The sequence below is a fragment of the Radiobacillus sp. PE A8.2 genome (genome assembly GCF_045635475.1).
In the GTDB taxonomy this organism is placed as follows: domain Bacteria; phylum Bacillota; class Bacilli; order Bacillales; family Amphibacillaceae; genus JBJGXI01.
In genome coordinates this window covers 39,827-53,137 of the sequence record NZ_JBJGXI010000010.1, presented here as the reverse complement: position 1 = coordinate 53,137, position 13,311 = coordinate 39,827, and the positions used below count along the sequence as shown (strand labels likewise).

The following is a 13,311-nucleotide window of genomic DNA, read 5'->3' as shown; positions in this document are numbered from 1 at the left end:
TTCCATATTTAAGAAACAACTCTTTTCAATTGGGGAGAAAGCTAAAGTGGAACGGGAGAACTGACCCCTTGTTTCACCTATTCTCTTCCTTCCCATGATCCGTCGCCAGCGGTGGTGCAACTGATAGTGCTGCGATTTCCTCCCATTGGTCTTGATCTAACGTGATATCTATAGATCGCAAAGCAGGTTCAAGCTGCTCTACATTTCTCGCACCGATAATTGGCGCCGTGATTGCTGGATTGCTCCGAACCCAAGCCACAGCTAGTGATACGGGATCGTAGTTATGTGTTTTTGCATAATCGATGAACCGATCAGCAGTGCTGTAATAGTTTGCTTGTTCGTAGCGCAATTGATAGTTTTCCTGATCGACGAGCCTTCCTGTGCTCGGCTTCTTATTTTCACCGTACTTCCCTGTTAGCAAGCCACCGCCTAGTGGACTGTAGCTGACAACACCCACATTTTCGGCTTGTGCCAGAGGTAGAATTTCCACTTCCGCCTGCCTTTTTACTAGATTGTACATCGGCTGAATCAGCTTAAATTTCGCTAGTGCTTTTTGTTCCGATATACCGAGTGCTTTGGCAATTTGCCATGCGGCCCAGTTGCTGACAGCAGGATATAGTATTTTTCCTTGTCGTTGCAGGTCATCCAGTGCAACGAGGGTTTCCTCAATATCGGTATAAGGATCAAACCGATGGACAAAGTAAAACTCGATCCGATCTGTATTTAGTCGCTTTAGCGTTTTTTCAATACTTAGAAACGCATGTCTTCTTGACGCACCACGGGAATTGAGATCGTCTCCGGTTGGAATGCCAAATTTAGATGACAACACTAACTCATCTCGACAATCTGCAATGCATCTTCCTAAAATCTCTTCTGACCTACCAGCGCTGTACACATCAGCCGTATCAAAAAAGTTGATACCTGCTTCCCGACATCGATCGAACATTTTCTTCGACTCCGCTTCGTCGGCATTTCCACCAAATGACATCGTACCAAAGCATAGCTCAGATACGTGAATGCCTGTGTCGGCGATTGTTTTATAGTTCATAATTAACCTCCTATAGTTAGGTGACACTGAGGGTTAGTTTCCTTGTCCCAGTAATAATTCATGCGAATAAGGCTAAAATGGAACAGGAGAACTGACCCTTCGTTCCCCACGTCCCCCAGGCTAAAGCGGAACGGAAGAACTGACCCCGCGTTCCCCTTTACGATACTTACTTCCTGGGTGGTCCTCAGGCAAAAGTTTGCTGCCGTGTTCAAACAGTTTTTCACGGAGTGTACCTTGTTCGTAATCTGTTTTGTAAATGCCACGTCTTTGCAACTCTGGGACAACGAGTTCAATAAAATCGCGCAAACTATCTGGTGTGACAAGGTGGGCTAGGTTGAAACCATCAATGCCGCTTTCTTCAAATTGAAACTGGATAGCGTCGGCTACTTCGGTTGGGTTGCCGACGAGTACATTTTTGCGATTCGGTGTATCGAAGCCGCTTAAAACCTCGCGAATCGTTAACTTTTTCGGAGCGTCTTTGGTCAGTGATGCTGCGCGCGATTGGCCGTGCTCGGTATGCTTATATTCAAACGGACTGTCTAGATCGGTATACTGCGCTAGATCATAGCCACTCGAACCGCCGTATTGTGCTTTTGCCGCTTCCCCACTCCAGTATTGCGCTAGCTCCTCATATTTCTCCTCCGCTTGCTCGGTTGTTTCTGCAACAACGACATTCAAGAACGTGAACGCCTTAATGTGCTCGGAGTTGCGCCCGTATTTTTCAGCACGAGCGCGAATGTCTTTAATCGCTGCACGAATTTTTTCCGGTGAACCTCCAACGAAAACACACTCCGCATGCTTTGCCGCAAAATCTCTGCCGCGCTCGGATGTACCTGCTTGATAGATCACTGGTGTCCGCTGCAACGATGGTTCACTAAGATGCGGTCCTTCGACTGAAAAGTATTTTCCACGGTGATTGATCTCATGAACTTTTTCCGGATCAATTAATCTATCATTGGCAACGTCAACTTGGATGGCATCATCCTCCCAACTACCTTCCCACAACTTGTAGGAAACATCGAGAAATTCATCCGCCAATTCGTAGCGCTCGTCATGCTTAATCATTTCTGATAGGCCAAAATTACGGGCAGCATTCGGTAGATAAGAGGTGACAATATTCCATGCCACTCTGCCTTTCGTTAGATGATCGAGCGTCGAGAACCGTCTAGCATGACCGAACGGATGCTCATACGTTGTGCTGACGGTAACGGCAAAGCCGAGGTGCTTGGTGACACTAGCCATCGCCGGTACAATCAAAGCCGGGTCATTGACCGGCACCTGCACCCCCTCACGAATCGACGGGGCTTTACTTTGCCGGTACACATCATAGATACCCAGCACATCAGCAAAAAAAACAGCATCAAATTTTCCTTTTTCCAAAAGCTTCGCATATTCAATCCAATAATCTAAATCCTTATAACCCTCGTATCTCTTGTTGTCCGGATGCTTCCACAGCCCGTGGGAATTATGCATCGCACTTGTCATGTCGAATGCATTTAGGCGGATTTGTTTTGTCATGGTCGGGACCTCCTATTCTGCGTTTGCCGCTTTTACGTCTGCAATTAGCTTATCTAATGTTTCCTGTAATTGTTCCACTGGTATATCAACTACGGTACTGGCACCGCTCGTATCAAGTTTGACTGCCTCCTGCACATCTGCATCCTGGTAAAGCTTCGCAATTGCCTGATACGTTTCGTTGTCCTTATCCTCAGTACGGACGGCAAACACGTTAATATACGGTCGTGCTTCCTCGCTGTATGGATCGTCATAAATAATCGCGTCATCCACTTTCAAGCCAGCTTGACCAGCAATCCCACTGTTGATCAAAGATGCTGCCACATCCGGAAGTACACGTGCGGTTTGCTGGGAAACCATTGTGCTAAATTCTAGTCCCTTAGGGTTTTCCACGATATCTTCTGGTGTACCATAAATGCCTGCACTTTCATCTATTTTGATCAATCCTGCCGCTTCAAGTAGCTTCAAGCCACGGCCTAGATTAGCCGGATCATCGGAAACACCAATCAGCGAGCCGTCCGGAATTTCCTCAATATCCGTGTATTTATCCGAATACAGTCCTGTCGGGTTAATCGTCGTTGAGCCAATTGCCACAATGTTATCTAAATCATATTCCGCCATGAATGGTCCTAAAAATGCAAGGTGCTGAAACGAATTCATATCAATTTCTTCATTAACAAGCGCATTGTTTGGCTGAATGTAATCCGAGAACTCGACTAGTTCAATTTCAATGCCTTCTTCTTCGGCTTTCTTTTTGACTAGCTCCCAAACTGGACCATCTGCTGCTGTAACGCCAATTTTCACCGTTTCTGTTTCTTTACCTGAACTACTAGCACATGCCGTTAAAAGCGCCAATACAATAATCGTAACAATCGTAAATAGTGTTTTTTTCATTTTTCATATCTCCCTTATTAATCAAGTTGGTTTTTGTAAACTTTCTACTTTCTGATGCAAAGTTCTAATACCGTGCTGTGGAAAAACACCTTTTCCATCATGTGTAGCCATGACGAACGGAATTTAGCGGACACACAGGCCCTTATTCGGTCTTATATTCTAGATTTAGTGATTTGCCGGACCCCAGTGCGCTTATTTGCTAAATAAGCTTACTTTTGCAACGATTTTACGCAAATAAGCGCGCTGGTGGCCGCACAATTTCTACTATTCTTTTTTTGTCACAGATAAGGGCCAAGGTGGCCGCAGACTCACGTAAGGTAAATCAGCATGTTTTTACCTTCTCAAAAACACTCTCGACAAATAATTCCCTGTAAACTGTGCAATTTGCACAAGTAAAATCAATATAAGTACGGTAACGATCATCACCGATGTATCGAAGCGTTGGTAACCATAAGCCATTGCCAAGTCACCGAGACCACCGCCGCCAACCGTTCCAGCCATTGCTGAGAAATCGATCAGTCCGACTGTCATAAACGTTAGTCCAAGAATCAATGGACCGAGCGCCTCTGGAATTAATACGCCAAAAATAATTTGGAACGGACTCGCTCCCATTGCCTGCGCCGCTTCAATAATCCCTGGATCAATCGACACAAGGTTATTTTCAACAATCCGCGCAACCGCAAATGATGCGGCAATTGTCATTGGAAACACGGCCGCCGCGGTACCAATCGTTGTTCCGACCACTTCTCTCGTCACCGGACTGATTGCCACGAGCAAAATAATAAATGGGATCGGCCGGACAATGTTAACGGCTAAGTTTAAGAAAAAGAATATATATTTGTTTTCCAAAATGTTGCCTTTGCGCGTCACGAAGAACAACAATCCCATTCCGACGCCAAGGATACTGGCAAAGATTAGCGTGAGTATCACCATCAAAATCGTTTCCCCGGTCGCCTCTAAGATTCGTTGCCAAAATGTACTCCAATCAACTTTCACGATTAGTCACCTCCCTTACCTCGACAACTTTGTTCAAGTCTTCAATCACTTTTTCCACCAAGTCATCCGGTCCTTGAAAGGTGACGATTAAGTTACCAAACAACTGATCCTGCAGTTCGTTAATGCTTCCATAAATAATGTTAAAATCAATGCCGTGCTTTTTGGTTAGCTGTGATAACAGTGGGTCACTGGCGGCTGGACCAGTGAAAATAACCCGGTAAAGCTTGCCATCATGACTGTGCTGCACCCGCTCCAACAGTGAGCTGGACAGCCGATCATTTAGTACAGAACTAATAAAATTCCTCGTCGTTTTCGATTGCGGATTAGAAAAGATGCCGTACACATTTCCCTCCTCAATGACCGCGCCATTTTCCATCACTGCCATGCGGTGACAAATACTACGAATTACATGCATCTCATGCGTAATCAATAGAATCGTAATGTTGTATTGTTCATTAACCTTTTTCAGCAGCTGCAGAATTTCTCCGGTCGTCTCCGGATCGAGCGCCGATGTCGCCTCATCACAAATCAAGATGTCCGGTGACGTTGCCAGCGCACGAGCTATGCCAACCCGCTGTTTCTGCCCCCCAGACAAATGCTCAGGATAGTTGTCTGCCTTATCCTGGAGACCAACAAACTGCAACAACTCCCTCACGCGTCTATCAATCTCCTGCTTCGGAACCCGCGCTAGTTTTAGCGGATACGCGATATTGCCGTATACCGTACGCGATGTAAATAGATTAAAAGATTGAAAGATCATTCCGATTTTCCTACGCAACTTTCTTAGTTGTGCCTGGGAAAGGCTCGATATTTCCTGATCATTGACGATGATCTGTCCCTCTGAAGGGCGTTCAAGTAAGTTTACCAGCCGCAGCAGCGTACTTTTCCCTGCACCACTAAACCCAACGATGCCAAAGATTTCACCCTTATCGATCTTCATCGATACATTATCGACTGCATGCACTTCATTTCCATTTGTCCCAAATACTTTGCTTACATTTTCGAATGTGATCACTGCTGTTTTTTCCCCCTTTATCAAATACGCGAGGCGCTTCGTCCATCCAGGACACCTCCCCCGTATGGCGTTTATTTGCCACCATGTGGATTCACTTTTCGATGTAAAAAAGACACCCCTCCCCGAATGATTGATTCGAGAAAAGATGCCTTTAGTTGTCTAATCGGCAATTTTCGAGTGAAACAGAGGGTCAGGTCCTTTGTTCCACTTTTGAAGCTAAAGTGGAACGGGAGAACTGACCCCGCGTTTCATTTTTTGTATACTTTTTTCCTGGATGATGGGCTTGCAATTGGCTTCCTTTACCAAACAAATTGTCTCTTAGCGTTTCCCCACCATATTCGCGGCGCACTAAGCCTCTTTCTTGAAGGATTGGCACAACAAGCTCCGTGAAATCTTTAAAAGTTCCTGGCGTAATCGCGTAGGCAATATTAAAACCATCGACTCCCGCTTCGTCTACCCAGCGTTCCAATTCATCAGCAACTTGCTCTGGGCTACCGACGATTTTCGTACCTAATCCACCGATACCTACGTGCTCTTTAATTTTATCGACCGTCCAGTTAATATCAGGATCGATTTTCGTGAAATTTTCTACCGCTGACTGGATCGCATCATTTTTTACATAGCGCAAATTCTCGTCTGGTGCATATTCCGATAAATCGATCCCCGTCCAGCCACCGAATAAGGCAAGCGCGCCTTCATAGCTAATATGTTTTTTATAATCATTGAACTTCTCCCATGCTTCCTCCTCGGTTCTGCCAACGACCGGTGTCACCATCGTCAGGATCTTGATTTCATCAGGTGCTCTTCCTGCTTGCTCTGCTTCTGCACGCAACTTAATCACAGATTGCTTCGCGGCATTAATCGTAGGTGCACCGATAAAAATACACTCCGCATTACGCCCGGCAAAAGCACGCCCCTTCATCGATGCACCGGCCTGGTAAATGACTGGCGTGCGCTGTGGAGATGGCTCACACAAATGGGCACCGGGCACTTTGTAATAGTGACCATCATGGTTGATATCATGCACTTTGCTCGGATCCGTGAAAATGCCACGCTCCTTATCACGCAACACCGCGTCATCTTCCCAGCTGCCTTCCCATAACTTGTAGCAAACTTCCAAATATTCCTGAGCAATGTCATAACGCTCATCGTGCTTGATTTGATCCTCGAGGCCCATATTAACAGCCGCACTTTTCAAATAAGACGTTACAATATTCCAACCAACACGACCATCTGTTAAGTGATCAAGCGTCGACATCCTCCGCGCAAACGTGTACGGATGCTCATGCGTAACAGAAGCAGTAACACCAAAACCTAGGTGCTTCGTCACCGCTGACATTAGTGGAACAATCAGCGACGGGTCATTCACCGGCGTTTGTGCGCCTTGACGAACAGCTGCATCACGCGATCCATCATACACATCATAATAACCGAGCACATCAGCGATAAACACGGCATCAAACTGCCCTTTTTCTAAAATCTGTGCCAGCTCAATCCAATAGCTGCTATCCTTATAGCGATGCGACTGGTCTTCCGGGTGTGTCCATAACCCAGGTGACTGGTGTCCCACACAATTCATATCAAATGCATTTAAATAAATTCGTTTATTTGCCATTACAAATCTCTCCTTTGTTTGAATTTGTTCTTATACAATCGGGCTTTTTTGCCTATTCAATAACTCAACAAAATAGGCCAGTTGCTTCGTTAATCGTTCATGTGTTTCTATGTTTATGATCGGTTGTTCGGTATTCGTTTTGTCTATGTGATTGTCGGTCACGAATACGCCTTTCAAATTTTGCCCCTTTAACGTCGCAAGCAATGGCTTCAGCGTATACTCAATCGCCAGCATGTGCGCTGGGCTCCCACCAGTCATCAGCGGAAATACCGGTGTATCCTCCAACACATCCTGCGGCAATAAATCGATCAGCGCCTTGAGCACCCCCGTGTATGCCGCCTTATAAACCGGCGACCCAACGATCACCCCTCTTGCCCCTTGAAGCTTTGCGGCGATCTGACTAACGACTGGACTGTCAAACTTCCCTTCGAACAACACATCCTGCGGCACATCTTTAATCGAAACATGTGTTACTTTAAACCCTTTGTTTTGCAACGATCTGCCCAGGAATCTTAATACTAAATCAGATCTCGAATTCACGGACGGACTGCCTGATAAAATTACAATTTCACTCATATTGCTCATCCTCTCCTTTTTGGTCGTGCTCGGCTTTCATTTCGCAAATAAAAAAGACACCTTTTCTACGGAATCAGAATCTTTGTTCCTTAGATAAGTTGCCTTTAGTGGTCTAATCGGCATATTAAGTTTTAACTTGTTTTTTTCGTTGTTGTCGATTGCTTTTTCGGCAGCGTGTAGCGAACCTTTTCCGTCGCATCCACCTGCGTAATTATCCCATCATGAACCGTAATCACAATCGATCCGTACTCCATGTCCTTTAGCGTATCTAGAATGTGCGACACCTTCTCCTGATCCAGATCACTCATCCTGACATCCCCCTTATCGATGTTCTTTAGCATGCACTTTTTCCGAGGGCTATTTGCGATTGGCAGAAAAAACCGCCAATACAACAAAAAGCCCTCTTCCATAAGAAGAGGGCAGACATATGTAGTCGCTAGCTCTTCTTATCTTTCAAGCGATTAAGCTTGCTGGAATTGGCACAGTACTATTACAGTCTGTTGCCGAGGTATCGTCGGGCCAGTCCCTCCACCTCTCTGGATAAGAAAATCGATTAATTAAATTGTACTTAATAAGTTACATGCATTTTGATTATCTGTCAATTGGTTATTTTAAGAAAATTATAATTTTTTTGTTTGGAGGTGGGTAGGGTGCCACGGAGAAGCGAACGTTTATCACGGTGTGGGCTATGCGGTCACCACGGCCGTTATCTGTGACAAATACCCACTTTCACGAATTTGACGGCCACCACCGACCTTATTCTATGAATTAACTGCCATTCTGTCTCATTTCATGCAAATAAGCGCTCTGGTGGCCGCTCAGCCCTTGACTGCACGGATTTTCTTTAAATTAAGCGCATCTGTGGCCGCACAATCCGCACCACTCTAATGCCAAAGTTCTGCGGACACCACGGCCGTTATCTGTGACAAATACCCACTTTCCTGAGTTTGACGGCCACCACAGACCTTATTCTGTGAATTAACCGCCATTCTGTCTCATTTCATACATATAAGCGCTCTGGTGGCCGCTCAGCCCTTGACTGCACGGATTTTCTTTAAATTAAGCGCATCTGTGGCCGCACAATCCGCACCACTCTAATGCCAAAGTTCCACGGACACCACGGCTGCTATCTGTGACAAATACCCATTTTCACGAGTTTGACGGCCACCACCGACCTTATTCTGTGAATTAACTGCCATTCTGTCTCATTTCATGCAAATAAGCGCACTGGTGGCCGCTCAGCACTAACAGCACGGATTTTCTTTAAATTAAGCGCATCTGTGGCCGCACAATCCACATCTCGTTCACGGTCCATTAGAATCCATGGCGGTGAGCGCTGTGTAAAATTAATTTCTTATTTAAAATTTTACTTTTACGTTTTACAATATATATTATAGGGTATATACAAATTTTCAGGGGTTAACAAAACAAGGGGGCTACGAGATGGATTATAGTTACCGAGACTCATTATACCTTAAGGACTTATTGCAGGATAATAGCCAAGAATTTGAACAAACACTCCTAGATGAGGCGGTGAATGTTAGAGACAAAATCGACGAGATTTTAAGAATTGGTAACATTGACCTTGTCAATAACGCACACAAACTAGTACTGGATATTATTGAGGGTAAAGAGCAAGCAATCGCAGATTTTGCTAAACAAGAAGGGATTGCTTGGGCAACACAATCTATTGATTTGTCTTTCAAATTAGAGTGGGTACAAGCTATTCGCAGAACCTTGTGGAAATTCATTCAGGAATGTAACAGTATTTCTCTAGAGAAGCAAATGGCAAACTTTTTCATACTAGAAAAAGACATTAATAGTAAACTAGACGGATTTTTAAATGCATTTTTTATTAGTTACTCTAAATATAAGGATGAATTAATTAAGTCACAAAGAGAATTGGTTGAAAATTTGTCGGTACCCATTATTCCAATAAATCCTTCTGTAGGAATCTTACCTTTAATCGGTTCGATTGACGTATCCCGGGCTGAGATTCTTGAGGAAAAAGTTTTGTCAGAGATTGGAAAATCACGAATACAAACATTAGTTGTCGATTTCTCTGGAGTAGCCGAAATAGATAGTGAAATTATCGGTCACTTGAAACGGATAATTGACAGCATTTCCTACATGGGATGCAACACAGTAATCACAGGCTTACGAATGGAAGTTGCAAAAAAAATAACCCAACTGGGAATATCGTTCGGCCAGAACACCAGGACACTTGGAACTTTACATCAAGCATTGAAAGAGAATATAGGATCATTTGAATGATTGGGATTGCGGTAATCGGTTTTAGTTTGGGTGTTTACGGATGGAAAAAACATTATTTAATTAAGTGCCGTTTTATTTGAAACCCATCAAATAATCGCAGTGCTCGCTCAACCTCAACAGCACGGATTTTCATTAATACATACCCATTCACACGACAATCTAGTAGATGTTGGCAAAGCGGACACCACAGGCCGTATTCTGTTTAATAGAAATAAGCACGCTGGTGGCCGCTCGGGTTTTCATACATGGATTTTCATTAGAATAAGCCTGGGGCCGCCAAATCCGCGTGCATGCTCAACACAGACAGCACGGCCCTTATATTAACAACTGCTATTCAACAAATTCCTTATACGCAATCACTTTAATCGCTAGCATTTCTTCCTCGGTTAACTTCCCTTCCAGCATTGTGATGATCTCCTGTTGTTCTGCTTCTGTTGCGCCATCGCTAACCTTTGATTGGATTTCCATAAGATTTCCTAATCCAACTTTTTGAATCACTGTTCTAGCCGCTTCTTCTTTTGTTGTGAATGGTAACGTGCTTTCGTCTATATCTTTTATATCGTTCTCAATCAGACTTGCTAGTTGTGAATCATTTTCGATAAAAGCTTTTATTTGATTAACATTTCCGTTCTTATCAAGTTCCGAATTCATATTGTCAATTGATTTATCTAAAGCAAGGTCGGCAGCAATTGGGTAACCAAAGTAAACGATAGCCCCGATGATACCAAGCGCAATCATCCATTTTAATAGTTTCATTTCCTGAGTCTCCTTTCGAATAATTTAATATTCGAAGTGTGTAGTTTAAGAGGTGACTTTCCTTTCAGCAGCTCTGAAATATCAGCTAGTTCAGCTTAACGAATCCTTCTTAATTTTTCACCGATTACTTCGCTATCCAACTACACCATCCTTTTCATTTCATTATATACTTAATCACATACTTGATATACATGATAATAATTTTGGAAATCATTAAGTGTAAAAAGTGCATTTAACCTAAGTGGCCTTACGAAAAAAAGCCCCTGGATCTCAATCATCCAAAGGCCCCTTATCACTTCTTCGCCACAACATTCTCCAAATACTGCATCTTGTCCATTTTCACTAACGGTGTATTCGGTATAAACGGACTAATCTTCGAGTGTTGCATAAGTTCATCCACCGTATGATCCAACTGGCTACCTTTCACGTTATCCATCACAAATGACACACCATACTGGAAAAGATCGAGCTCGATTTCTTTTTGCCAAACCACTTTTCCATAAACGGTAAGATTATCGCCTAGGATTCTCAGTTGGAATTTAAAAATGATGTCGTCACTGATTCCTAAGCTTAGATGTGCTAAGAAACGCAGTCCTCCAATTCCAATATCTTCAATTAATATTTCTGTTCCTTCGGTATGAATCGTCTTTCCCTGTACACTACTAATCATCATTTGCGCACTTGACGGAAAAAACAATGGCACGCGTGCATGCTGTCTCTTATCAACAAACGGTTTCAGCTTATTTTCATGATCAACAGGGAGTAAGAATCGCTTGGCAATTAGCTTCAACAGTTCATATGCAGGAATCGGTTTACTATAAATATATCCTTGGATTTGATCACATTCATACTCATGTAAAAACTGCAGCTGTCCTTCTGTTTCAACCCCTTCTGCAACCACTTCAATACCAAGCCCATGTGCCAAATGAATGATTGATTTTACAACTGCTGCCTTCGAGGGACTGTTGGTTACATCTTGCAAGATTGATCGGTCCATTTTCAGCACGTCCGGTTTAAATTTTGTTAAATAAGCAAGTGAGGAGTAGCCTGTACCAAAATCATCTAACGCAATCTTTATGCCAAGTTCCCTCAGCTGCTTGATCGTTATTTCTGTTTGCGTTTGTGAATCCAACATGAATGTCTCGGTTACTTCAATTTCTATCCATTTGCCGTCCACCTGCATGTCCGTTAATATCTCTCGAATACTTGCGACGAAATCTCTTGCCAAAAAGCAATGTGCCGATGCATTTATGGAAATCGGGATCAGTGAGATGCCTTCGTTTTCCCATTCTTTAAGCTGCTGACATACCGTCTGTGCTACCCACTTTGTAAGTGGATGGATAAAGCCTGTCTCTTCTGCGAGCGGAATAAAATCTGCTGGTGAAAGCCTGCCCCAATATGGGTGATTCCAGCGAATTAACGCTTCCGCACTCTGGATTCTACCACTGTCAACGATTACGCGCGGTTGATAGTGAAGTTCGAACTCATTATTTTGAATTGCTTTACGCATGTCCTTTTCCAATGAAAATTGGCGAAATGTATCAATATCCTTAATTAGATTAAACGTTTGATACGTATTGCCACCTTGTCTTTTGGCACGGTAAAGAGCGAGTCCTGAATTTTCGATTAGCGATTGCACGTAATTGGCATTCTCCGGATATAAGCACATGCCAAGGCTAATCGTGACGTAAAGGGTTTGATCTCCGATAAGAAAAGGGGTCCGTTCCGTATCCTTGACAATACTGCGTGCGATTGATTCTACCTCCCGCTCATCAAGCTCGCCTCGGTCGATTATGATGGAAAATTCATCACCACTTAACCGTGCAATAAATGCTTTATCTCCAATTTTATCCTGCAACCGAATCGCGAGTTGTTTAATCAATTCATCACCAGTATAATGTCCTAATGTATCGTTGATGTATCGGAGCCGATCGATATCGATTTGCAATAGAGCAAATGCGGCATTCCCATTCTCTTTTATTTCATCAATTAATGTATTTAATTTCACCTCGAAGTACCTACGATTAGGCAATCCAGTCAAATAGTCATGGTTCTCCATATGTTTCATATTATGCTCATTCTGCTTTTTTGTGGTAATATTTGTCATATATCCGATAATTCCATGTTCATAAGGGTAGACGCTGATTTCAGTCCATAATCCAGTTGGTGCATAATAATCTTCAAACGTGTGAGGAATACGCTCATTCATCGTCTTTTCGTAATAGTGTGCAACTCGCGTACCAATGACGCCAGGAAATGCTTCAAAAAAATTCCGCCCGATTAATGATTCCTTTGATTGTTGGAACCATTTTTCGATACAAGTATTAATATAGAGAATTTCCCACTGGTCGCTGATCATGAAAAAACCATTGGTAATCTGATCGAGAATTGCTTCACTAGAAGGTAATAAGTTATCTTTGATTTTTCGAATGTTATTAAAAATATGCACCGTTACTCACCGCCTTGTTGAGAGTTAGTTATGTATGATAAGTAAATCACAAGTTTCATTACCGAATTATGGTGACTTTTATATTACAAGTACCTTCCGCATATCATTTCATCAAAAATCAGAAGTAACTTCTTAGCTGGGTAGTGTGTCTATAAAATCTACTATATAGTAAC

General features: G+C 43.2%; 11 protein-coding genes and 1 riboswitch. Of the genes, 1 reads left to right on the top strand and 10 read right to left on the bottom strand.

What is annotated here, in order from left to right:
* Positions 1–73 precede the first annotated feature (73 nt).
* The 8 genes from ACI6MV_RS07530 to ACI6MV_RS07495 all read right to left on the bottom strand — a co-directional run bounded on the left by ACI6MV_RS07530 (position 74) and on the right by ACI6MV_RS07495 (position 7,967).
* Positions 74–1,048 carry an aldo/keto reductase gene (locus ACI6MV_RS07530; protein ID WP_407269655.1) on the bottom strand — a complete coding sequence of 325 codons (975 nt, stop codon included), beginning with the start codon at positions 1,046–1,048 and terminating at the stop codon, positions 74–76.
* 120 nt (positions 1,049–1,168) lie between these two features.
* Complete coding sequence (locus ACI6MV_RS07525; protein WP_407269654.1) at positions 1,169–2,566, bottom strand: LLM class flavin-dependent oxidoreductase; 1,398 nt, start codon at positions 2,564–2,566, stop codon at positions 1,169–1,171.
* Positions 2,567–2,578: 12 nt separating this feature from the next.
* The gene (locus ACI6MV_RS07520) at positions 2,579–3,457 is read right to left on the bottom strand and encodes a MetQ/NlpA family ABC transporter substrate-binding protein (protein WP_407269653.1); all 879 of its coding nucleotides are present in this window, start codon (positions 3,455–3,457) and stop codon (positions 2,579–2,581) included.
* Between the two features lie 333 nt (positions 3,458–3,790).
* A complete protein-coding gene (locus tag ACI6MV_RS07515; RefSeq protein ID WP_407269652.1) occupies positions 3,791–4,453 on the bottom strand; it encodes a methionine ABC transporter permease in 663 nt (220 codons plus the stop codon).
* Positions 4,443–5,468, bottom strand: coding sequence for a methionine ABC transporter ATP-binding protein (locus ACI6MV_RS07510; RefSeq protein ID WP_407269651.1), 1,026 nt, complete (start codon positions 5,466–5,468; stop codon positions 4,443–4,445). Before ACI6MV_RS07510 ends, ACI6MV_RS07515 begins: the two co-directional genes overlap by 11 nt.
* A 190-nt stretch (positions 5,469–5,658) precedes the next feature.
* Entirely contained in the window at positions 5,659–7,083 is a 1,425-nt protein-coding gene (locus tag ACI6MV_RS07505; protein WP_407269650.1) for an LLM class flavin-dependent oxidoreductase, read from the bottom strand.
* Between the two features lie 30 nt (positions 7,084–7,113).
* Positions 7,114–7,659: an NADPH-dependent FMN reductase gene (gene ssuE / locus ACI6MV_RS07500; RefSeq protein ID WP_407269649.1), complete on the bottom strand. Its 546-nt coding sequence runs from the start codon at positions 7,657–7,659 to the stop codon at positions 7,114–7,116.
* Between the two features lie 131 nt (positions 7,660–7,790).
* Complete coding sequence (locus ACI6MV_RS07495) at positions 7,791–7,967, bottom strand: YezD family protein (RefSeq protein ID WP_407269648.1); 177 nt, start codon at positions 7,965–7,967, stop codon at positions 7,791–7,793.
* 135 nt (positions 7,968–8,102) lie between these two features.
* A riboswitch (SAM riboswitch) is annotated at positions 8,103–8,206 on the bottom strand.
* An 896-nt stretch (positions 8,207–9,102) separates the two neighbouring features.
* Between ACI6MV_RS07495 and ACI6MV_RS07490 the strand changes: the two genes are divergently transcribed.
* Positions 9,103–9,933: an STAS domain-containing protein gene (locus ACI6MV_RS07490; protein ID WP_407269647.1), complete on the top strand. Its 831-nt coding sequence runs from the start codon at positions 9,103–9,105 to the stop codon at positions 9,931–9,933.
* A gap of 330 nt (positions 9,934–10,263) precedes the next feature.
* Here ACI6MV_RS07490 and ACI6MV_RS07485 read toward each other — a convergent pair whose 3' ends face one another.
* Entirely contained in the window at positions 10,264–10,689 is a 426-nt protein-coding gene (locus ACI6MV_RS07485; protein ID WP_407269646.1) for a hypothetical protein, read from the bottom strand.
* Positions 10,690–10,981: 292 nt separating this feature from the next.
* Entirely contained in the window at positions 10,982–13,138 is a 2,157-nt protein-coding gene (locus ACI6MV_RS07480; protein WP_407269645.1) for an EAL domain-containing protein, read from the bottom strand.
* Between the last annotated feature and the right edge of the window lie 173 nt (positions 13,139–13,311).